The sequence below is a fragment of the Patescibacteria group bacterium genome (assembly GCA_041667185.1).
GTDB lineage: Bacteria > Patescibacteriota > Patescibacteriia > SG8-24 > SG8-24 > JBAYFM01.
The window spans coordinates 39,568-62,662 of sequence record JBAYFM010000008.1 but is presented as its reverse complement, the minus strand read 5'-3'; the positions used below and the strand labels follow the sequence as shown (position 1 = coordinate 62,662).

17 protein-coding genes, 2 tRNA genes and 1 other RNA gene are annotated in these 23,095 nt (G+C 59.9%); 8 read left to right on the top strand and 12 right to left on the bottom strand.

Annotated elements, in window-relative coordinates:
- Position 1: 1 nt before the first annotated feature.
- The 5 genes from WCT10_03770 to WCT10_03750 all read right to left on the bottom strand — a co-directional run bounded on the left by WCT10_03770 (position 2) and on the right by WCT10_03750 (position 3,874).
- Complete coding sequence (locus tag WCT10_03770; protein ID MFA6603928.1) at positions 2-355, bottom strand: hypothetical protein; 354 nt, start codon at positions 353-355, stop codon at positions 2-4.
- A gap of 1 nt (position 356) precedes the next feature.
- Positions 357-1,790, bottom strand: coding sequence for a L,D-transpeptidase family protein (locus WCT10_03765; protein ID MFA6603927.1), 1,434 nt, complete (start codon positions 1,788-1,790; stop codon positions 357-359).
- A gap of 75 nt (positions 1,791-1,865) precedes the next feature.
- Positions 1,866-2,522, bottom strand: coding sequence for an HAD family hydrolase (locus WCT10_03760; protein MFA6603926.1), 657 nt, complete (start codon positions 2,520-2,522; stop codon positions 1,866-1,868).
- Positions 2,506-2,766 (bottom strand): hypothetical protein, encoded by a 261-nt coding sequence (locus WCT10_03755; GenBank protein ID MFA6603925.1) that lies wholly within the window; start codon positions 2,764-2,766, stop codon positions 2,506-2,508. The genes WCT10_03760 and WCT10_03755 overlap by 17 nt, the downstream gene beginning before the upstream one ends.
- A 160-nt stretch (positions 2,767-2,926) precedes the next feature.
- Positions 2,927-3,874, bottom strand: a complete 948-nt coding sequence (locus WCT10_03750) for an RluA family pseudouridine synthase (GenBank protein MFA6603924.1) — start codon at positions 3,872-3,874, stop codon at positions 2,927-2,929.
- Between the two features lie 274 nt (positions 3,875-4,148).
- Here WCT10_03750 and WCT10_03745 point away from each other — a divergent pair.
- Together WCT10_03745 and WCT10_03740 are read left to right on the top strand one after the other, a co-directional pair.
- Positions 4,149-4,223: transfer RNA gene (locus WCT10_03745), tRNA-Ile, on the top strand.
- A 197-nt stretch (positions 4,224-4,420) separates the two neighbouring features.
- Positions 4,421-4,822 (top strand): 50S ribosomal protein L19, encoded by a 402-nt coding sequence (locus WCT10_03740; GenBank protein ID MFA6603923.1) that lies wholly within the window; start codon positions 4,421-4,423, stop codon positions 4,820-4,822.
- Between the two features lie 69 nt (positions 4,823-4,891).
- Here WCT10_03740 and WCT10_03735 read toward each other — a convergent pair whose 3' ends face one another.
- The 5 genes from WCT10_03735 to WCT10_03715 form a co-directional block, all read right to left on the bottom strand.
- Complete coding sequence (locus tag WCT10_03735; protein MFA6603922.1) at positions 4,892-6,625, bottom strand: hypothetical protein; 1,734 nt, start codon at positions 6,623-6,625, stop codon at positions 4,892-4,894.
- A gap of 58 nt (positions 6,626-6,683) precedes the next feature.
- Entirely contained in the window at positions 6,684-7,742 is a 1,059-nt protein-coding gene (locus tag WCT10_03730; GenBank protein MFA6603921.1) for a hypothetical protein, read from the bottom strand.
- Between the two features lie 23 nt (positions 7,743-7,765).
- Positions 7,766-10,642, bottom strand: coding sequence for an excinuclease ABC subunit UvrA (gene uvrA, locus WCT10_03725; protein MFA6603920.1), 2,877 nt, complete (start codon positions 10,640-10,642; stop codon positions 7,766-7,768).
- Positions 10,643-10,882: 240 nt separating this feature from the next.
- Complete coding sequence (locus WCT10_03720) at positions 10,883-12,685, bottom strand: pilin (protein MFA6603919.1); 1,803 nt, start codon at positions 12,683-12,685, stop codon at positions 10,883-10,885.
- Between the two features lie 10 nt (positions 12,686-12,695).
- Complete coding sequence (locus WCT10_03715) at positions 12,696-13,445, bottom strand: thioredoxin domain-containing protein (GenBank protein ID MFA6603918.1); 750 nt, start codon at positions 13,443-13,445, stop codon at positions 12,696-12,698.
- Positions 13,446-13,586: 141 nt separating this feature from the next.
- Between WCT10_03715 and secG the strand changes: the two genes are divergently transcribed.
- The 6 genes from secG to WCT10_03685 all read left to right on the top strand — a co-directional run bounded on the left by secG (position 13,587) and on the right by WCT10_03685 (position 21,517).
- Complete coding sequence (gene secG, locus WCT10_03710) at positions 13,587-13,811, top strand: preprotein translocase subunit SecG (GenBank protein MFA6603917.1); 225 nt, start codon at positions 13,587-13,589, stop codon at positions 13,809-13,811.
- 32 nt (positions 13,812-13,843) lie between these two features.
- Positions 13,844-15,679: a peptide ABC transporter substrate-binding protein gene (locus WCT10_03705; protein MFA6603916.1), complete on the top strand. Its 1,836-nt coding sequence runs from the start codon at positions 13,844-13,846 to the stop codon at positions 15,677-15,679.
- Positions 15,680-16,099: 420 nt separating this feature from the next.
- Positions 16,100-16,185 (top strand) — tRNA-Leu (locus WCT10_03700).
- Positions 16,186-16,643: 458 nt separating this feature from the next.
- Complete coding sequence (locus WCT10_03695) at positions 16,644-18,506, top strand: ribonuclease J (GenBank protein MFA6603915.1); 1,863 nt, start codon at positions 16,644-16,646, stop codon at positions 18,504-18,506.
- Between the two features lie 190 nt (positions 18,507-18,696).
- Positions 18,697-19,770 (top strand): tryptophan--tRNA ligase, encoded by a 1,074-nt coding sequence (trpS, locus tag WCT10_03690; GenBank protein MFA6603914.1) that lies wholly within the window; start codon positions 18,697-18,699, stop codon positions 19,768-19,770.
- A 124-nt stretch (positions 19,771-19,894) separates the two neighbouring features.
- Positions 19,895-21,517: a hypothetical protein gene (locus WCT10_03685; GenBank protein MFA6603913.1), complete on the top strand. Its 1,623-nt coding sequence runs from the start codon at positions 19,895-19,897 to the stop codon at positions 21,515-21,517.
- Positions 21,518-21,577: 60 nt separating this feature from the next.
- On the opposite strand, the gene rnpB is transcribed toward WCT10_03685, so the two are convergent.
- Both rnpB and WCT10_03675 read right to left on the bottom strand, forming a co-directional pair.
- Positions 21,578-22,129, bottom strand: an RNA gene (gene rnpB / locus WCT10_03680) — RNase P RNA component class A.
- A gap of 209 nt (positions 22,130-22,338) precedes the next feature.
- Positions 22,339-22,902, bottom strand: coding sequence for a hypothetical protein (locus tag WCT10_03675; protein ID MFA6603912.1), 564 nt, complete (start codon positions 22,900-22,902; stop codon positions 22,339-22,341).
- Positions 22,903-23,095: the final 193 nt, after the last annotated feature.

Here is a 23,095-nt window from a genome sequence, read left to right as displayed (position 1 = left end):
TTTAAGACGCTGGCGGCAATTTTTCCGCCACGCGTATCCGCGCCGCGCGCAAGCGTCCGGAAGCAAACGTCCGATCGTTCAATTCAGAAAACTTTTTCAAGAACGGTCCGAGTTCCCGGCTCAGTCCCTGTGCCGCCGCGGACTCGGCAAAATCCGCCGCTCGGCCCCAAAAGATTTCCGCCACGGCTTCATTTGTCGCGATCAACTCGCGGCCGATCTCGGCCGGAGCCTCGCCGTCTTTCCCCCAAAACTCAGGAATCTTTCCGACCCCTGCCCGAGCCCGATCTTGTTCTGGAATTTTTCCAATCTCCGGATTTCTCTGCTCCGGATCCAGTTGTCCTTCTCCTTCGCGCATATTATTCATTGATGCTGACCGGCACGCCGACCTCGGCCCAATCATAGATCCATTCGGCGTTGGCCTTATTGACGTTGACGCAGCCATGGCTCATGCGACGGCCGAAATTATTATGCCATGGCGCGTAATGAATATAAATATGCGGCATGATGCGCAGATTCCAAGGCACGCGTCCGAGATCGTAATTGTTCGGGTCGTTCGGACCATAGGACCAGCGATAAAGCACTGTGGGAATCTTGGCTAATACGGAAAAATCGCCCGTAGGTGTGGCGTATTTTTTCGTGCCGGTCGAAACCAGGAAAGAACGGACCTCACGGCCATATTCGTAGGCGTGCAAACGCTGTTCAGCGACGCTTACGACGATATACTTCGACTCGAATATCCGCCCGGATGCCGTCCTGCCAGCCGAAATCGCCAGTACGGTCTGGCCGGAACCCATGTGTCCGGCAGCAATGATCAGGCCGTCAATGGAACCGGAATCGCTGGCCGATAATTCTTTCTGCAACCGGCCATCATGATCAAAGATCGCGACCCGCGCCGAACCACTGCTGTTCGGAGCAACGATGATCTCCGCGCGTCCGTCGTCATCAATATCCGCCGCGGCCACGGTCAGACCATTCGACATGTCGGCGCTGACGGAGAAGCCTCCAGGCGCTGACGCGGGCTCGCCAACCTTGATGATCCGCGCGACCGGATCGCTCTTGCCCGCGGGAACCGCCAGAATCTCAGCGACGCCGTCGCCATCAACGTCGCCGGCGGCGACGTTCACGCCCGCGACCATGGTCTCGGCAAAAGGAGCGAACTCCGCGGCGGCGGCAAAGAACGGGCGCTTCCAAACCGCGACCCGCGGACTTTCACCCGGACCGGACGCGGCAATGATCTCGTTAACTCCATCGCCGTTAACGTCGCTGACGGCAACCGCGACGCCGCCGCGCGACTCACGGCCGAACGGAAAAAATCCGCCAGCCGGAGCTTTCATTTTTCCGTAACCATCGAAAACCAAAACATGAGCCGCGGCTCCCGGCCCAGTGCCAGTGACGATCTCCGCGCGGCCGTCGCCGTCGACGTCGCCGGCGGCGACATTGACTCCTTGTTTCATGCCCGGATCATAGACGGCGAACCTGGAGATGAGCGTGCCATCGGCTTGATACAGACTGACCACCGGCGCCTGGCCAAAGCCGCTGCCAACCAAGATTTCAGCGACGCCGTCCTGTCCAAGGTCATACAAAACAGCCGAAGCTGGCGCTCCGTCCAGACCCTCCAAATAACCGGTCGAACGAACCGGTTCGGTGCTGTTAGCGAACCGCCAAGAACTGGTCTCAAGACGAGCATGGGTCGAAACTTCAGCCGCAGATACCGACCAACCGAAAAAACCGGACGCCAAAAAGACGATCGCCGCAACGACCGCCCTAACATGATTTTTATGATGACTCATATACATGATTATTGTAGCGAAAATTGAGATATTTTACAAACAAAAAAGCGGCCTCGAAAGGCCGCTTGAAGACGATCACGGAAAGAACGGCAGGAGATGGCGCAGATCATCAACGATGACCAGATTCGGTACGACGATGAGAAGCGGCAGGATCCGCTCGATGGCATGAAAACCGCGCGGACAGATGAACGGCACGGCGCCAATCGCAGCGGCGGCGGCGGCATCCTCGATCGTATCGCCGACGACGGCGGCGGCGCTGCCGGACAAACCGCGTTTCCTGAGAAGATCGGCAAAAACCGCCGGCTTGTCGCGCGCATCGCCGATCACTTCCTCAAACAGGTCCGTAAAGCCGTGGCGAGCGACCGCTTCGGCCAGCTTGCGGCTGTCATAACCGCTCACAAGGACCAGTGGATAGCCGCGACGCCGGAGCTTGCGCATCGTCCCAAGCGCGTCGGCGAAGACGCCGGCCGGCACGCCCTTGGCCTTGAATCCCTCGCTCATGATGGCGTTGAGATCGGCGGCCGAGATCTCGGCCGGGATGCCGCGCGGCCAGTAGAAACTGGTCATGAAATCCGCGGTCACCTCGTTGCGGTAATCATCGAGACTGGGACATGGCAGTTTGAAATGGCGGAAGATCCGCTGCACGCCGCATTCGTAGATGTGGCCTAGATCATTCTGCAACGTTCCGTTCCAATCAATGAGTCCGATCTCGAACTTACGTTCGTTTCTCATGCTTGCCTCCTTTGATCACGCGCAAACTGGGTGGCGGTTTGTGGAAATAGAGATGGTGGATCACGGCCGCGAGTACGAACAGCATCGCGCTCAGACCGACAACCTCCAGATCAATGCTGATGCGGGACCGGGAAACAGAAATCCCGTCATTGGCGATCAGGATGAAAACCGACACGACGGACAGAAAGATCAGGAACCTTTTGGTCTGGCTCAAACGGTCGAGCCAACGGCAAAATCTGGCCATGTCCTAACCCCTTTCATTTTGAAGGTACGACAGAGAAACTTAGCCCGTTTGCCGGCTAATGTCAATAAGAACGCCCACATCGTATTTCGCCGTATTAGAGATCAAAAAACAACCGCTGGAACGCGGCTGTTTTTCCGTATTTTCAGCTAGATTTACGCTGCTATTTGGATTTCTTGAGTGGTTGAAGCACTTCCTGTAGGTCCGCCGGCAAAGGCGAGTGGAATTCGACGCGAACGCCCGTGGCCGGATTCGTGAATGCGAGCAGGCGGGCGTGCAGGAACAGGCGCGGTGAAGCGGTCTTGAAGCCCATCCCCAGCTTGGGGTGATACAACGTGTCGCCGACGATCGGATTACCCAGCGCCTTGAGATGGGCGCGGATCTGATGCGTGCGCCCGGTCTCGGTCCGGACCGCGAGCAGCGCCGAATTCGTATAATATTGCTCGACGCGGTAATGGGTCACGGCCGGCCGGTCGCCTTCCATGGGTTCGGACCGCGCCGCCATCTTGTCGCCACTCGCCGCGCGGCCAATGGCCAGATCGATCGTTCCCGAATCCTTGGGCGTATGGCCGTGGGCCAGCACGGAATATTCTTTTTCGATCGTGTGTTCCTGGAATTGTTTCTTCAGCGAGTCGTAGGCTGCGGGAGTCTTGGCGATGACGACGAGGCCCGATGCCTCCTTGTCGAGGCGCTGCATGATGCCGGGGCGCTCGAAAGATTCGCCGACCGCGGCGATCTCCGGCCAGCGGGCGAGGACGGCCGCAGCCAAAGTCTCGGTCTCGGCGCGCACGGTCGGGTGCATGAGCAGGCCGGCCGGTTTTTCGACGACCGCGAAAGATTCCTCGTCGTGGATGACGTTGATGGCGATATCCGGACGCGGCTTGAGACTGGTCGGGCGTTCGATGACGCTCTCCAGATCAACGGAGCTCTCGATCACGTCGCCGGTCTCGACGGCGAAATGCGGCGTGACCTTTTTGCCGTTCAATCTGATGACGCCCTGCTTGATGAGTTTCTGCAGCTGCGAGCGCGAGCGTTCGGTAAAAAGCTTCGCCAGCAGGACATCGAAGCGGGAGCCGTTCTCTTCGGGTTGGACCGTATGGGAAATATTCATGGGGTCAGTATACTGGCGTTGCGCTCCGTTGCCAACAGGCCGCTTGATTGATATATTTTGGCGGCCTACCGGCCCGTAGCTTCCCCATCCGCCCCACCTTCGCTGAAGCTGCGATGGGCCTGCCCAAAAACTGTTTCGGCACGTCGACAAAAAACTGGGCAGTCCTCAGACCCTTCGTAGCTTTAGCGAAGAAGGGTGAAGCTGCGGGGGACAAGGCTCGGCTGATCGTTTGGCGGTCAGACCAGCACAGTCTCGCTTCGATCACAACTCATCTCGGCCCGTAGCTCAGCGGTAGAGCAGCGCTCTTATAAGGCGTTGGTCGATGGTTCGAATCCATCCGGGCCGACCACGTAAAAACACCAGACGAGCTGGTGTTTTTACGTGCCCAGTGGAGCTGAGCGAAGCAAAGATGCGCCCCGTCGCCAGACCACCATTACCCTGGCACCCCATTGACTTGAATAATCAACCCGTCTATGATATCGTCGCTCTACTGACAACCTCGAATCTAGGTTGTTTCTGCATTATAGACACGTAAATTGGACCTATATGGCCGACGAAAAGAACGATCTGAAAGTCACTAACGACGCCCAGCCGGAAGCCACTCCGGAAGTTTCGGCCGTCAAAGGCCAGGAGATCAAGGATCCTTCCAAGATCAAACCCGGCGCCGTCGTCCGCGTACATCTGAAGGTCAAAGAATTGAACACCAAAGGCGAGGAGCGCGAGCGCATCCAGGTCTTTGAAGGCACGGTCATCGCCAAGAAAGGCAAGGACGCCCAGAGCGCGACCATCACCGTCCGCAAGATCGCGAGCGGCGTCGGCGTGGAAAGGATCTTCCCGCTGCGCTCGCCGGTCATCGCCAAATTCGAGGAAGTGAAAAGCCTCCGCGTCCGCAAAGCCAAACTCTACTACACCCGCACGTCCAAGAGAGCTTTGAAAGAGGTGAAGTAAGGCCGCACTGAAAATCAAACGCCCGCCATCGCGATGATGACGGGCGTTTTGTTTTTCACGGTCTGTCGGTCAATTGAGAGCCAGATAATATTTGCTGAGGTCGCTGATCGCCGAACCCTGGATGTAATCAGCCAGGTCGACGTCGGACATGAGATCCATCTGGTGATACCACTCCCGGCCGAACAGCGCGATCAGGACGTCCTCGCTCTGCACCCAATGCAGCACGCCGTTGTCGCCGACCGCGTAGACCCGCGGCGAATTGACGGCGCGCACCAGCCGGTAACCCGGCCGATAGAGCGCCTTGCCGCCGATCTGGATCCCGGAGAGCGACTGGGACGACACGACCCGCACCGAGGCGAAATCCGCGTACCAGCCGAAGAACTGGCCCTGCGACGGGAAGAGATAACGCTTGCCGTCCGAGGCGGCCAGATAGACGTTGGCCGAACCCGAGATCCGGACCAGGTGGCCAGAGAGCTGCTTGGCTCCGGACGCGGCCTTGACCAGCACTGACTGCGAAGCGAATTTCAGGATGCTCTGGCCAGACTGGCCCTCAATGAAGCCGATGTCGCCGTTCCGGACGCTGATCTCGCGCACCTGCGAGCTAGTCGGAATATCGACACGTTCGCCGTTCACGTAGGTCACGACGCCGCCCTTGAGCAGGGCGCCGGCCGCGACATTGCCGTCGGCCTCGAACCTATCCAGAATCACATGATCGAAACTGACGTAATCTTCGCCCGCGCCGTTCTTCATGAAGACCATGGCGCTCGCGGTCTCTGGCACGAGATGATGAACGATGCCGCCGTCGAGGAAGCGCGCCTTGATGAAAGAGACCTTGCGCAACAGGTACTTGTCCTGGAAGCCGTTCGATTCGATGAGCATGGTGTCGGCCAGGAGCGAGGTCAGGAGGTCGTGCGAATTCAGGAGCACCTTGTCGCCGTCGACGTCCTCGATGCGGGTGACGTTCGGCGGCACGTCGCGCTGGATGATGCGACGGGCGGCCGTGCCCAGATACGAGAGATAGACGACGCGTTTGTCGTAGCTCCAGTTCTTGGTCGAGTACTCCCAGGCGGCGGTGCCTTTGCCGTCAGTGAAGAAATATTTCCAAAGCGGACGATCATCGCCTTCGCCGACCGGCAGGACGGTCTTGCCGTCATCGCGGAAGACGCGGAACCAGTTCTCGTTGCCGCGCTTGTTGAGCCAGAACAGGTTCTGGCCCGAGAAGGCGTAGTTCATCACCTGGTAGCTGTCGACCCGGCGGGTGCCGGCGGCGTCCTTGACCATCAGGTTGTAGGAAGCGCCGGGAACGCTCGTCCAGGCCACGCGGCTGCGGGACGTGATCGGGTGTTTGTCGTCGTAAGTGTTGTTCGAGACCGCGGCGATCTGATAGCCGTTGTAGCTCATGATCTCGCGATCCATGCCGTCGTTCTGGACCCAGACGACCAGGCCGTCGGCCACGTCGAAATTGCCGGACTGGGGATCATAGAAACCCGCGTCAGTCGGATTCTCCCACTCGGCGACCGTGAGCGAAGCCAGAAGCTTCGTCTTCACGCCGTCGAAAGCGTAAAGCCGGCGCAGACTCTCGCGCTGGTTGAGTTCGGTCCAGGCGATCAGGTTGCGGTCGATCTTGAAAAATTCGACGCTCCAGTCGCCGTTATCAGCCGCGAGATTGGTGACGACCCAGGGGCCGACACCGCCCGAAACAGGCACGGCTTCAGCAGCCTGCGCCTGAAGCGGCAGGAGCAGCGAGCCGAGAAGCAGGCCAGCGGTCGAAATAAGGGCGTAGATCTGCTTGAAATTACGCATAATTACAATAAAAAATGGTCATTAGAACCATTATTTATAGCACAAACTGAAGATTTTGTCAATCCTGCGGCGGCCGCAACTTATCGAATAAGCTCTTGGCCAGGTCGGCATTATCGCTGATAAGCTCAGAACACTTGCGGCCGACCTCCTTGACCGGTTTCTTAAGCCGCTGGATCAGGCTGTCGATCAGGCCGGGGCCGCGCTTGGTATAGATATTCTCCCGGCAGAATTCCTCCAAAGAAAGTCCTAATTTGCGCAAACTGCCGGGGCCCCAGGCCGCCTCGACCACCCGGCCGACCTCGAGCAGATTGCCGGTCACTGAAGCCCGGAAGAACATCTGTTTGACCTCTTCCTCGTTGCCGAAACGCGGCTCGCCGCCCGCGGCCGCCTGCTCACGATCACGCTCCCATAAGGCCCGGGTCAGGGCCTGAAAATGGTATCGCTCGGCCCAATAAATCCCTTCCTCGTGCCCCCGGGCCCCGCCGCTACGACCGGGCATGAACATTTCATCACGAAACAATTCGTTCTTCTCGACGACCTGATCGAAAAAATCCAGGGTCAGGGTCTGGACCACAGCCTCGTTCAGATCGCGGAAATGCGTGCGCCCCTCGCGGCTCACGGTCAACAAACCGGTCCGATAGTACTCGACCTCGCGGTCGTCAACGTCCTTGACCCGAAGCGCGTTATAAGATTTGGCGTGTACCAGTTCATGAAACAGATCCGCGGCCAGTTTGGCGTCGTGCCCAGGTTTCCTGGCGACCGCCAACTGCCGCCGGCGCGGGTCGTAAAAACCGGAGATATCGGCTTGAGCTTCGACCAAATGCAGATTTTCGTCCGGGATCTCGACGGTACGCTCGCGGCCGTATTCGCGCATGAGCGCATCGACCGCGGCCGAGGCCAGTCCGATGATCTGCCGGTCGCGTTCGGTCTTTTCGGTCTCGCGGAATTCAAGCCGCCGGTCGCCTATTTTCACTTCCGGCGCCTCGCTCCCGCTCGCCGCCAAACATTGCGCTTCAACCTCGATCTCCCGATCGGAAGCTCCGACCAGGCGGTCAATGTGTTCGAATTCACCCGTCGCGCCGCTACCCGGAGGCCGATCGATTGGCGAGTTTGGCATAAGAATAATCAGGTTCCCGGCGTTTAAAGCACCTTCTTCAGATATTGGCCGGTCCAGGAGCCTTTGACCTTGGCGATGTCCTTCGGCGTGCCTTCGGCCACGATCCGGCCGCCACCGATACCGCCCTCTGGACCGAGGTCCAGGACCCAATCCGCGGATTTGATGACGTCGAGATTGTGTTCGATGATGAGCACCGAATTACCCTTGTCCACGAGCTGATTCAGGACGCCGAGCAGGCGCTTGATGTCATCGAAATGCAGGCCGGTGGTCGGCTCGTCCAGGATGTAGAGCGTGCGGCCGGTGGCGCGGCGCGAGAGTTCGGTCGCGAGTTTCACGCGCTGGGCCTCGCCGCCCGAAAGCGTCGTGGCCGACTGGCCGAGTTTGAGATAACCGAGGCCGACCTCCTGCAGCACGGACAGCTTCTCGCTGATGAGCGGCTGGTCGGCGAAGAACTTGGCCGCCTGTTCGACCGACATGGCGAGCACGTCGGCGATGGTCTTATCCTTATAATGGACCTCCAGCGCCTCGGCATTGTAGCGCTGGCCGTGGCACTCGGCGCAATCGATGTAGACGTCGGGCAGGAACTGCATCTCGATCCGCACCATGCCTTCGCCGCCGCAGGCTTCGCAGCGGCCGCCGCCTTTGACGTTGAAGCTGAACTTGCCGGCGTCATAACCCTTCATCTTCGCTTCCGGCATCTCGGTGAAGAGATCGCGGATGACCGTGAAAACGCCGGTGTAGGTGGCCGGATTCGAGCGCGGCGTGCGGCCGATCGGCGACTGGTCGATGCTGATGACCTTGTCGAGTTCGTTCAAGCCCTTGATGTCCTTGTGCGCGCCCGGCGGTTCCTTGGCGCGATAAAGTTTGCGCATCAGGGAGCGGCTCAGGATGTCGACGATGAGCGTGGATTTGCCGGAGCCGGAAACACCCGTGACACAGACGAGCTGGCCGAGCGGGATGCGCGCGTCAACGTTCTTCAGGTTGAATTCCGTCGCGCCTTTGATGAAGAGCGCCTTGCCGGAGCCGCGGCGGTATTTCTTAGGGATCGGGATCTCATCCTTGCCGGTGAGGTAGCGCCCGGTCAGCGAATCCTTGTTGCGCCGGACCTCGGCCGGAGTGCCCTCGGCGATGATCTCGCCGCCGAACACGCCGGCACCCGGACCCATGTCGATCAGGTAGTCGGCCGCCTCCATGGTCGCGGCGTCATGTTCGACGACGATGACCGTGTTGCCGAGATCGCGGAGTTTCTTGAGCGCGGTGATGAGCCGGTCGTTGTCGCGCGAATGCAGGCCGATCGATGGCTCGTCCAAAATATAAATGACGCCGGAGAGGCCGGTGCCGAGCTGAGTGGCCAGACGCACGCGCTGCAGCTCGCCGCCGGAGAGCGACACGGCCGAGCGGTCGAGAGTGAGGTAGCCGAGGCCGACATCAACGAGATTCTTGAGGCGGACGACCGCTTCGCGCAAAGCCTGAGCGGAGATCCTGGCCTCACGGTCGTTCAGGACACTCTCTTTTTTGGCTTCCTTGACGCGTTTTTCCGGCTTACCGATGATGGCTTTGGCGGCATTCGCCAGGCCCTCGAAGAAAACCGCGGCCTCGTCGATCGGCAGGCCGACGACCTCGGCGATGGTCCGGCCGCCGAAAGTCACGGCCAGGGCTTCGGGGCGCAAACGCTTGCCGACGCAGGTCGGACAGATGACCACGTTCATGTAGGACTCGATCTCGTGGCGCACGTAATCCGAGTCAGTCTCCTTGTAGCGCTTCTCCAGGTTCGGGATGACGCCCTCGAAAGCGGCTTTCTGGCCGTCGACCAGATACGTCTCCTCCCCCGTCCCGTACATCACGAGGTCGAGCGCGCGCTGTTCGAGTTTGTCGGCCGGCAGGTCGAGCGAGAACCCGTGCGTCTCGGCGACCGCGGCCAGCAGTTTCATGTACCAGTTCTGGTTGCCGGCGATGCGGGTCCACGGTTTGATGGCGCCCTGAGCGAGCGTCAGGCGCGGATTCGGGATCACGAGATCCGGCTCGACCTTCAGCTTGGTGCCGAGGCCGGTGCAGTCGGCGCAGGCGCCGTGCGGACTATTGAAAGAAAAGAGCCGTGGCTCGAGTTCGGGCAGGTTGAGGCCGCAGGTCGGACAGGTCAGCCGCTGGCTGAAACCGATGTCCTCGCCGGAATCAGTGCGCCAGATGCGCAGGAAGCCGTCGGCCAGATCGAAGGCCTTGGCTATCTGCTCCTCGAGGTGCGGCGATTCGTCGTGCTGCTCGTAGCGAGCGATGACGATCTCGATGGTGGAGCGTTTTTCGCGGTCGCGGCGGATGGTGCGCATCTCGTCGATCGGCGCGAAGACACCGTCGTAGCGGACCTCCTTGAAGCCGTTCTTGGCGGCCCAATCCAAAAGATGCTTGTGCAGACCCTTCTCGTCGCGGACGACCGGAGCCAGGATCGCGAGCGGCGTCTCGTCGATGAGCAAGCGAACGCGTTTGGCGATCTCGTGCGGGCTCTCGTGCGTCACGGGCTTTTTGCACTTCGGGCAATTCGGCCGGCCGGCGCGCGCGAACAGCAACCGCAGGTAATCGTAGACCTCAGTCACGGTGCCGACGGTCGAGCGCGGATTCGCGGAAATGGTGCGCTGCTCGATGGCGATGGTCGGCGACAAGCCACGGATCTCGTCCGCGTCCGGCTTGTCCTGCAGTTCCAAAAATTGCCGCGCGTACGACGACAGACTCTCGACGTACCGCCGCTGCCCCTCGGCATAGATGGTGTCGAAAGCCAACGACGATTTTCCCGAACCTGAAAGTCCCGTGATGACCACGAATTTATTCTTCGGGATCTCCACGTCAATATTCTTGAGATTGTGGACGCGGGCGCCCTTGATGATGATACTCGAACCCTGCTGGCTCATGGCGGTCGCGGTTAGCCGTCAGCCGGTCCTTCTTGCGGTCCGGCGGCCGGAAAGACAAAAGTTAGTTCCCAGTATATCGCTTGGTCCGGGTCTTGGCAAGGGTGGCGCTCAGACCGGCGTTCCAGAATATCTCCGGAGCGCGGCAAACCGGCATTTTTAAGCTCAAAACTCCGCGGTTTGCGCCGCGGAGCCGAGTCGTTCATTAAAGATGTCGGGGGTGCGCCCGCAACCGGAGCGCGATCAGGTGCCGGTCCGGAAAACGCAGCGATTTCCAAGGCAATCCATCCGCAGTCTGCTGTCCTGGTTGCATCCTTCGGCATTATTACAGCGGCTGCCAGGACCGCCGGTCGTACACACGTTGAAATCACCCTCGGTGAAACAATGGCCGCTGATACAATCCGAGTCATTATCACAGGCCGAACCAGACTCGCCGGAAGTGCAGATCCTGATGCCGGCTAAAGCCACGCACCGACCCGAGGCGCAATCAGACTCGCGACCGCAAGGCGATCCATCGGAGCCGTCGGTGCACCTGGATATTTGACTGCTGCAATAGTTCAATACCCCGCCAGTCAGACGCGAACATTCGGCGTTCGAACATGTCGAACTGGGCCGAACAAGCGCCTCGCTCGGACTGTTCACACAAATACCAAGCCCGGTGTTACAGAATCCCGTATTACACTCGCTATCGCTGGAGCACTTGGAAAATTTATTGCCCGGAGTACAGACATTCTTATTCGCGGTGTTGCATTTGAAACCCGCGCGACACTCCTTATCGTTGGTGCAGGGCGCGCCGACCAATCCCTCGGAACAGGAATTCCCCCAGTTGGTCTGGCAGATATTCGAGGCGCAATCCTTGTTGTCGTTGCACGCGTCGCCGGGTTGGCCGGTGGTGCAGCCGCCCTGGCCGCAATAACCGCCGCAACACCGGGGATTCTGGCCTGTCGGCGAACAAGCCGAACCGAGAGGATTGCATGAGCGGCAGAACCAGGCCGGATACTGCTGATCCGGGGCTGGCGGCGGCGAACCGGCCGGCAACGAAGCCAATTTGATGGCCTGAGCGACTTCAGTGCCGCAAGCCGGTACATCGGTCGGCGCCGCGGGTTTCTGGCAGCTGTGCAGATTCATGTTGCAGGTCGCCGGCGGCGCGCTGCCCGACCGATACAAGCTAGGGTCGCAAACTTTGCCGACGCACTTGGCCACGTAACCGCTGCCGCTCGAGATATTCGTCAGGATGTAGTCCGGCGAACAAAAGACCTTATTGGACCCTTCCCCTTTGAAAGCCCCCTGGCCGGTCAGGCCAGCGCTCAGATCATCAATGAACGCTTGGGTAATGCCGTATTCCAAGCCGCAGCCGGCGCAATAATCAGTCAGAGTGCAGCCGACGTACGCCTGCTTTTTGACGACCGGGATCTTCGGCAGCGCCAGCGAAACCGTATCAGGATTGACGGTGTTCAGGAGCAGGAAAGCGCTGAAAGCCACGACCAGACCGGTCAAAGCATCGACGATGTATTCCTTGCCGCGGGAGACGCGTCCGGAATCGGCCGCGGTCAGATACAGGAAACCGCCGACCATCATCATCACGGCGGCGAGGATGGCGGCGATGCCGATGGCGAACTTATAGACCCTGACGATGTAGTCGCTCAGGTCGACCACGGTGTTGGTGCCGCCGAAACTCACTGCGAGCTGGAAGGGCGGAGATTTGGCGAAGCAGAATCCGGATGCGGTCTTGCCCGAACCCGAGCCGCACGCGGTGTTGCGTTCGAAGCAGCGATCGCCGAGACAGCAATTCTGCGGGCTGTTCGTGCACAGCGTCTGGTCGAGCATGTCCTTGTTGCACTCGATGAGCTGGAAGCAGCGGCTCTCTTTCATGGCCTGATCCAAAATCCCCGGATCGGGAGCGGCGCCCTGGCCGAGAGCGGCGACCGGCAGGAGCAGCGGCAGCAGGAAAATGACCGCCATGACGCCCAGCTGAACGCCGGACGCCAATCCCAGGATCGCCTGGCGGGGACGCAACTTGATACCTTGGCCGAAGAAAAAACCCATACGCGCTCTATTATTGCAGCAGCTTATCGATGATCATCTGGAAAGCTTGCCTGTTCAGAGCCCCCTCAACCTTGATCCCGTTGAAAAAGAAGGTCGGCGTGCCGCGGATGCCGAGGGCGCGGCCTTCGCGCATATCCGAGGCTACAGCCGCCTCGTGGCGTCGTTCCAACAGACACTGTTCGAAGCGCGTCTGATCCAGATTCACCTGCGTGGCATAAGCGGTCAGATCGGCGACCTCCAGACGTTCCGGATTCACGTAAAGCCGGTCGTAATACTGCCAGAATTTCCCCTGCTCGTTGGCGCAGCGCGCCGCGACGGCCGCGGCCAGCGGATCGGCGAGATCCGTCTTGGTGGGAAAATCGCGATGGATGAAACGGACGCGGTCGCCGTAGATGGTCATCATCTCCCGGACCACGCTCGCGACCTGCTGCGAAAACGGACAGTGATAATCACCGAACTCGACGACGGTCAGCCTGGCCGCCTCCCCAGCCACCCCGAAAGCCGGAGCATTCTGATCCTCCACGACCGAACGATCGGCGTAAACGGCGGCAAACGGCGAAACTGAGTCGGACGTGGTCATCTCGCCGGCGAATTGCGACAGGTCGATGAGCTCGCCATGCCTGATCTTGTCGTAGTAATACCAGGTGCGATAGCCGATATACGCCAGAAACACGAAAATCAGCGACAAAACGGTCCAACCGATCACTGCCCCGACGCTGCGGCCCTTCCGCTTTTTTCCAGCTGATTCTGATTCGTACATACCTTAATATTATAACCTAATACTGGGGCCGACACAAAAGACGACTCTGGCGGTCCCGCGCCAGCTTCGCGTTGACAAAGCCCGGTCGCCATGTGAGAATATCGACACCGTGCCAGCCTTAAGGCGGCCTTAGCCAAAATTATGCAGAAATATCTCATCATCGCCCAGATCGCCGTTTCAGTCCTGCTCATCGCCACGATCCTGCTCCAATCGCGCGGCACCGGCCTGGGAGCCACTTTCGGTGGCGAGGGCAACATCTACCGGACCAAACGCGGCCTGGAAAAGACCCTTTTCCGCAGCACTATCGTCTTTACCGTCGTCTTCTTCGCGCTCTCTATCGCCGCCGTCATCCTGCCGGCCGCCTGATCGCTGCCGGCCGCCAACTAACCACACCTGTGATGTCCGTATTCAGCGCCGTCCGTTCCGCCTGGGAATCACTGAGACGTCGCGAGCAGCGGCGCCAAGCCATCAAAGACTCCAGCCTCGACAAGCGGCTGGTTTTAGGACTGTCGGACCGGCGCATCCCGTCGCTCGGACAGCTCAAGCACCTCGGGCGCTATCTTGATCCAGTCGAACGCCGCTTGCTCAAGATCTTCGGAGCGGCCATCGTGATCGCGCTCGTCGCTGCCGGAACCAAATACTACTCCGACCACGTGACGCGCGCCCCGGCCCAGGGCGGCGAATATACCGAAGCCGCTGTCGGCGGACCGCGTTTCGTGAATCCGATCCTGGCCGGCACCAATGACGCCGACGGCGACCTGATCAAGCTGATCTTCTCGGGGCTCATGCGGACGAACACCAAGGGCGAGCTCGTGCCGGATCTAGCCGAAAGCTACGCCATCTCCGAGGACGGCAAGACCTACACTTTCAAATTGCGCGCCGGCATCCGCTGGCATGACGGAGCCGACTTCTCCGCCCGCGACATCGTCGCCACTTACGAGCACGTCAAAGACCCGGGCTGGGACAGCCCCTACCAGGGCCAGTTCAAGAACGTCGCCGTCGAGGCTCCGGACGACCAGACCGTCGTCTTCAAACTGTCCGAACCGTTCGCGCCGTTCCTGGGGATCCTGACGCTCGGCATCCTGCCCGACCACCTGTGGCAGGAGATCAAGCCGGCCAATGCCTCGCGCGCGGACCTGAACATCAAACCGGTCGGCACCGGTCCGTTCAAGTTCAATATTTTCATCAAAGACAAGAAAGGTGCCATCCGCTCCTACACGCTGTCGCGCAACGACGACTACTACGGCGAAAAGGCGCTGCTCGACACGCTGATCTTCAAGTACTATCCGGACTTCGCTTCCGCGGTCGAAGCCCTGACTGGCAAACACGTTGACGGCATCAGTTTCCTGCCGCACGACGCGCTTGCCGAGGTCAAAAAATTCCGCCCGGTCCGGATCTACGATCTGCGCCTGCCGCAATACACGGCGGTCTTCTTCAACCAGGCCAAGAATGCGCAGCTCGGTTCGAAAGCCGTCCGCCAGGCGCTGGCGCTCGCCATCGACCGCGACCGGATCGTGAAGGAGGTCCTGGGCGATTCCGGGGCTCCCATCTACGGACCCATCCCGCCCGGCTTCGTCGGCTTCCATCCCGAAGTCAAACGCTACTCGCTCGACGCGACCAAAGCCGCGGCGCTGCTCGACCAGGAGGGCTGGAAGATCGGCGAAGGCGGCCTGCGGCAGAAAGAATCCAAGGACGCGAAAACCAAGGCGGTGACCAAGACCGAACTCGCCATCACGCTCACGACCGTCGACTCCAAGGACAGCATCGCCGTCGCCCAGATCATCCAGCAGAACTGGGCAAGCGTCGGTGTCAAAGCCGAACTCGAGATCACTCCCGCCTCCAAGATCGCCCGCGACAAGATCAAGACGCGCGAATACGAAGCTCTGCTTTACGGCGAGATCATCGGGCCGGATCCGGACCCGTACCCGTTCTGGCATTCATCGCAGAACGCCGCGCCAGGCTTGAACCTGGCGGTCTTCAGCAACCGCCGCGCCGACGAGCTGCTGGAAAAATCGCGCCTGACCACCAAGGAAGAGGAACGCGCGACCTATTATAAGGAATTCCAGGACATCCTGGCCGAAGAGGTGCCGGCGATCTTCCTCTACAGCCCCACCTATACCTACGCCGTGAGCAGCAAGATCAAGGGCATCGATAACGGCACGATCTTCATCCCGGCCGACCGCTTCTCGAACGTCATCAATTGGTATATCAATACGAGGAGAGTTTGGAAGTGAGGAAGATACGAGGTCATAGAGTCATGGAGTGACGGAGATACGGAGTCAGAACTATTATATTCTCCCTGACTCCGTCTCTCCCCAACTCCGTCTCTCCGCCTCCCCCACCAACTTGACAAATCAGCCAAAATCAGGCATATTATACGGACAAAAGTTCTCGCTGCGGTGGGTGCGGCGCGAACCGGCGAGCGCCGCACGGGCGCGAAGACGTGCCCGGGGTTTCGCGAGCGATTACAATTTCTACGCGAGCGAAACAAATGGCAGACGCACTAGCTTCAGGAGCTAGCGATCGCAAGGTCATGAGGGGTGCGCCGCAAGTCAACGCAGCGGCGCACGGGCGCCAAGGGGCGCCCCGGGCCGACCGAGTAATTTCAGATCTTTTACGAGGGAGGCCGACTCCCTCCCGCAATAAAAATATACGCTGCGGTGGCGAAATGGCAGACGCACTAGCTTCAGGAGCTAGCGATCGCAAGGTCATGAGGGTTCGACTCCCTCCCGCAGCACCAGATGATTGGTGCCGCCCACAGGGCGGCGACAGTCATCTGGTATAAATAAGGAGTCGAAGGGCGCGAGAGGCGCGAGCCGGCGAAGCGCCAGTGCGCAGCGCCCCGGACCGCGAGTCGAAGCGAGCGGGACTCCCTCCCGCAGCACCATCCCACATCGCTCGAGCGCGGCTCGAGCTAGGTGGGATGGTATCGGACGACAGCAAACAACCGGATCTGTCATTATGGTATAATAATGATAGAGGCAGTTGCCTGATAAGGACAGAAGAAAATGAGCGGCGCAAAGCGGATAGCGAACTATCCCCTCCGCATCTCCCACTTTCCTCTGCGGTAACGGTCGTATCCGTTAGAGATGGTTGAGGAACACATTAACCCAATATTCACCCGTGCAAACGGGACTCTTATAGATCAGGAGTGCTCTCGCTCCGGCTGCGGCTCTCCGCGGCGAACACATTTTAATTATGGTAACAGATAACAGGCCGCGCCGGCCGCAACATCAGCGCCCGGGGCATCGCCACGGACCGTCCCCGCTCGCGCAGGGTTCCATCCGTCGGCCGCAGATCAAACTTCCGGCTCCACCGCTGCCGCTCAATCCGGTCCAGGCCCAGTTCCGGCCCGTCATGAACGGCAAACCCGGACAGCCGCAACCCAAGATCCTGGCTCCCAAGCTCAAGGTCTACGCTTTGGGCGGTCTCGAAGAGATCGGCCGCAACTGCACTGTGCTCGAATGCGGCGCCGACATCATCATCATTGATATCGGCATGATGTTCCCCGAAGAGGGCATGCCAGGCATCGACTACATCATCCCCAACATCTCTTCGCTCAAGGGGCGCGAACAGAATATCCGCGGCGTCATCGTGACCCACGGACACATGGACCACATCGGCGGCATCCCGCTCACGATCAGCCGCCTCGGCAATCCGGTCATCTACACCGCTCCGCTCACGGCCGGCATCATCCGCAAGCGCCAGGAAGAATTCGGCAACGCCAAGTCGCTCAAGATCCAGCTCGTGAAGGACAATATGAAGATCGCGCTCGGCCGGCACTTCGTCTTCGAGCCGTTCCATGTCAATCACAACATCTCCGACGCTTTCGGCGCGGCGATCCACACGCCGTACGGCACCATCCTCTACACCGGCGATTTCAAATTCGATTTCACCCCGGTGAACGATGAGCCGGCTGATCTGGCGCACATCGCTTCCTTCGGCGCGAAGGGCGTGCTTGCCATCATGTCCGATTCCACGAACGCCGACAGCCCCGGCCACCAGATCTCCGAGCGCCAGGTTTCAGTCGAGCTCGAACGCATCTTCCAGAGCGCCAAAGGCCGCATCATCATCGGCACTTTCTCGTCGCTCCTGACGCGCGCCCAGCAGATCATCACGCTCGCCGAAAAATACGGCCGCAAGCTGCTGATCGAGGGGCGGAGCATGAACAACAACATCGAGATCGCCCACCAGCTCGGCTACATGCAGATCAAGCCCGGCACCATCATCGAGGAGGGCGCGGCGGGCAAGCTCCCTGACGAAAAGATCGTCATCCTCTGCACCGGCGCCCAGGGCGAAAAGAACGCCGTGCTCATGCGCATGGCCAACAACGAACACCGCTACCTCTATGTGAAACCAGGCGACGGCTTCGTCTTCTCGTCCTCGGTCGTGCCGGGCAACGAGCGGACCGTCCAGACGCTCAAGGATACGCTCGTCAAACACGGCGCGACCGTCTACCACTACCAGAATCTCGACGTCCACGCCGGCGGCCACGCCAAACAGGAAGATCTTAAGCTCATGCTGCGGCTGGTCAAACCGCAATATCTCGTTCCGATCCACGGCAACCGCTTCATGCTCGAAGCACACGCCCGCGTCGGCGAAGAGGTCGGCATCACGCGCGACCGCATCATGGTCGCCGAGAACGGCCAGGTCATGGAATTCGACGCCCGCGGCGGACGCCTGACCGAGGAGCGTGTCATGACCGACTACGTCATGGTCGACGGCCTCGGCGTCGGCGACGTCTCCCAGGTGGTGCTGCGCGACCGCGTCATGCTCGCCGAGGACGGCATCTTCGTCATCATCGCCACCATCGATAAGAAGACCGGCGCACTCGTCGGTTCGCCCGACATCCTCTCGCGCGGCTTCGTCTACATGCGCGAAAACAAGGAGATGATCGAGAAGGCCCGCAGCCGCGTCAAGAAGATCCTCACCGACACCGACAAGAAATCGCCGGCCTTCGAGGAACACCTCAAGAACAAGATCCGCAACGACATCGGCCAATTCCTCTTCAACGCCATCAAGCGCCGGCCGATGGTTTTGCCGGTCATCATCGAAGTGTAGAAGTCAGGGAGAGACGAAGAGACGGAGTCATCAAGAAGTAAAAAGCGGGGACATCAATCCCCGCTTTTTCGTAATTCTCTGACTCCGCCACTCCGTCTCTCCACCACTTCCTGACTCCGTCTCTCCCTCACTCCCCCACTCCTGCACTCTCCTACACTTTTACCGTCTCATAATCTATACTGGATATCATATGACCAAGACCGCTGAACCCAAAAAACAACCCAAGATCGTCGTCTCCGGCGTCCAGCCGAGCGGCCGATCGCACATCGGCAATTACGCCGGCTCCTACCGCAACTGGCTCAAGCTGCAGGACGACCCGGCCTACCGCTGCTTCTTCTTCATCGCCGATTACCACTCCATCACCGAGGACTATAATCCCGCCGCCAAACGGCAGCAGGTCTTCGACCTGGCCGCCGACCTGCTGGCCCTGGGACTCGACCCGGAAAAATGCACCCTATTCGTGCAATCCGACGTGCCGGAACACACCGAGCTCGGCTGGATATTCAACACCGTGACGCCGGTCTCGTTCCTGGAGCGCATGACCCAATTCAAGGACAAGTCCGGCCGCCAGCAGGAGAACATCAACATGGGACTGTTCGATTATCCGGTGCTGATGAGCGCGGACATCCTCATCTACAAAGGCGGGTTCGTGCCGGTCGGCCGCGACCAGACCCAGCATGTCGAACTGACCCGCGACATCGCCCATTTCTTCAACAACAAATTCGGCAACGTCTTCCCCGAGGCCAAGCCGCTCTACACCGAAACGCCGAAACTGCGGAGCCTCACCAACCCGCTCAAGAAGATGTCGAAGAGCCTCGGCGACCGCTCGCTCATCGCGCTCACCGACGAACCGGACGTCATCTACGACAAGATCAAATCCGCGGTGACCGAATCCACCGGCATCCTCTCGCTCTCCGAAGAGGAACTCGAACACAAGATGACGCTGCACGCCGAAGCGCACGAGGACGACCCGGCGCTCCGCGGCGTGGCCGGCGTCTGGAACCTGCTCACCTTGCTCCGGACCTTCGGTTCCGCCGAGGAAGCCGACCGCATCCTGGCCGCCCAGCCGATCAAATACGCGGAACTGAAACGCCTGGTCGCGACGCGCATCGCCGAACATTTCGCCGACTTCCGGGAACGGCGCAAAAAGCTGGTGACCAAACCCAAAAAGGTCTGGGAGATCTTGGAGGCGGGAGCCAAAGAAGCGCGCAGCGTGGCCAAAAAAACCATGACCGAAGTGAGGGAGCGGATCGGGATCCGGTAAGGGTTGCGACAGCGCCGATCGCGCCCGACAGCGGATTGACATTTGGGATCAACCGGTCTATAATGGCCGGTTGATCTTTACAATCCAATGAACAGCGCGATCACCACCAACCCGGGAGGGTTTCATGATCAGTTTCGGCAAGTACTACGCGAGCCGCCGGCAAAACGCCGCCGGACGCAATTCCAAGAGCAAACCCGCCAAACGCGGCAGCCTGGCTTTCCAGCCGCACGAACCGTCGCAACACGAGAAGACCCTGGAAGACTGCGCCAACTATCTCTATGACCTCGGTCTCGAGAACCTGGCCATCGGCTCCGGACGGAAAACTGAACAGCAGACCGTTGCCATCTTTCAGGCGTACGCGAACCTGTTCGCCCCGCGCAACATCAGACAGACGCGGGAAGCTTCCGAGTCGTTCAGCCGCATGCCGGCCAAGAAATTTCCGGAGCGCTTCGACCGGCTGGCCTGGTTCCTGCTCGAGGGACTCATCGGCCGACATCTGGCTCCCTGCGACGACGCGGCCGCCACGGCCATCCGCGGCGCGATGATCAACGTGAACGGCGCGAAAACGCCGCTCCCCGATCTCCAGCGCCGGCTGAGCCAGGAACGCAGCGCCGACAAGCGCGAACAGCTCTGGTCGGCTTACGTCCGTTGCGTCGAAGAAAAGCTTAACCCGCTGCTCGTCGACCGGAACAACCGTTTCCACCGGACGCTCGCCCGCCATGGTTTCGCGACCGAGCTGCAGTTCTATAGCGGACGCAAGCGCGTCAGCTACGACGATCTGCTCGCGATCGCGAAAACCGTGTCCGAAAAGACCCAGGACGTCTACGACGAAGGCATGAGCCGGCTCGTCCGGCGGCAGCGCTCGGGACGGAAATTCCCGGGACTGTCGCGGGCTCACGAGTCCTATCTGCTCGCGAACCGGGAGTTCGACAGGATCTTCCCGGCGCGACGGCTGCTCGCGGCCGCGCGGGAGACCTTCCGCGGCCTCGGCCTGGATCTCGACGGATCCGACATCAAGCTGGAACTCGAGACTGGTCCGGCCAGCGATGACGGCATCCTCTGCGTGGCGTGCAACGCGCCAGCCGAGATCCGCCTGTTCCTGAAACCTCGCGGCGGAGCGGCAGACTATGCCGCCCTCCTCCACGAGGCGGGACAGGCCTGGTTCAGCGCTTCCATGGATCCGCGGCTGCCCTTCGAATTCCGCAACCTCGGACGCTCCCGCGCTCTCGCCGAGACCTGCGCCTTCCTGCTGGAGTCTCTGCTCCAGAATGAAGAGTGGCTCGCGGCGGTGCTGGGACTGGACGCGGCCGCGGCGGCCGAAGTGGCGGGCCGTCGGAAACTGGCGGACCTCTATCAGCTGCGCCGTCACATCGGCCAATTCGCCTATGCGATGGAGCTGCAGAAGAGTCCGCTCGACAACTGGCGCAATCAGTTCAACTATCATCACCTGTTGTCCTCCCAGACCGGCCTCAACCATGACGGAGAGCTCTATCTCCTGGATCTGGACCGCGGCTTCGGCTCGGCTGACCGCCTCCGGGCCCGACTCGCGGCCGCCCAGCTCCGGGAGCATCTCGAACTGCGCTACGGCCAGACCTGGTTCAGGTCTTCGGACGCCAGCCGGTTCCTGCGCGACCTGTGGTCCAAAGGCGAAAGCTGGGAGTGCGAGGAGATGATCGAGACCGCCCTGAACCGTCAGGCCTGGGATCCCGATCCGCTCCTTCGGCGCTTTGCCGGACTCCGCGGCTGAACCGCTGTTCATCTCTGATCTGATAAAAAACCCTCAAGCATCTCTGCTTGAGGGTTTTTCTTGTCAGGCCGGCCTGTAAGCCGAATTTTGTACCCCGCGTTTGACCGCGAGGCGATGATCATCTCTCTGCGACCGCTGTTGCCAGCGGCCTTGGCCGCAACCTTGCGACTGCGGCCTGCGAGCTACCAAACTTGCTCTTGCACCGGACAGGGTTTTCCACGGCGCCGCTCGCGCGGCCAGATATTGGAACCCGAAGGTTCTTGTCCGTGGGGGCGTAAAAGCCGCTTTCACGGCTCACGCCCCGCAGTCCCGCGTGAGCTCTTACCTCACGATTTCAACCTTGCCTTGTCGGCACTAGCTTGCGCCGGTGACGCTTCTAGCCCCGTAAAATGACTCGCTTTCGCTCGTCATCACGGGGCGCAGGCGGTGTATTTTCTGTTGCACTCTCCCTGGGCTTGGACGCGAAACTTCTTTCGCCAATTGGCTATTGAAAAGAAATTCCGACGCTTGCTCCCGGTCGCCGTTAGCGATTGTCCCTTTTCCCGCATGAATGCGGGAGGTGTTCAGACTTTCCTCCCCGCAGTACTGCGGGGCGATCATCCGGTCGACCTGACCGCTGGATAATAGCTCAAATTAGCCTTTTTGTCAACCTCCCAGGCCCGTAAGCTTAATCAATTTCTCGGCTTTAAAAATATGCTGGCGACGAATCCTGTTCTGAAATACCGATCGCATCCTAGTCCGACCAACTAAAGATGCGGCCATAACAACATCGCAACAAAAAAGCCCGCGCCATGACATGACGCGGGCCGAGAGGCTCTGGATTACTTGCGAACGACGAGAAAACGAATGTCACCGAACCAGCAGAACCCAGATACGATTCGGAACAAGGTCAACTCGCGGTCGCCGGCGCCATCCCCGGACAGACTCGAGATGTAGCGTTGGTTATGCGATTCCACCCAAGCGTTCACGTGGTCCTTACCGTTCCACTTCGCCTTGGCATAGACGAGCTGTTCGACGAGGGACGCAGGACGGTAACCCATACAGTCAATGGCAGCCTCGACTGCGGCAGTGGTCATATCCTGACCGCCAAGATCCTTCTGGCTGACAACCAGCATGTCCGATATATCCGCGACCGGTCCGGCGAGCAGAAGGTTCTGCTCGTCGATGACGGGGTTAACGTAGCTGAACTTGCACTTGGCGATCATCTCGGCGAGGGACTTACCGACCAGCAGCCCAGCGATCTCGCGACGGAGCTTCTCATCGGAGAGGATCCGGCGGAGGTGATCATCCGACCCGCCGAGGTCGCGGACGGCTCCGGAGAGCTTCACGATGATCTCAAAGGTGGTGCCGACGGCAAAGACGGACTCGCTCTTCTTCTGGACCATGACCTGACTCCTTGTTTATGGTTTACCCCTTATACGTCTGACATCAGACGAACCTAGGGACTGTCATGAAAAGAACACTTGTGCCGAAACAATCGCATAAATAGGCGATTTTGTCAATGATCTTTTCCAGACTCTACTGTCCGCAGCCGTAGCCGCCGGTTGTCGTCTTAGCCGCAAACATCAGTATAAAAAA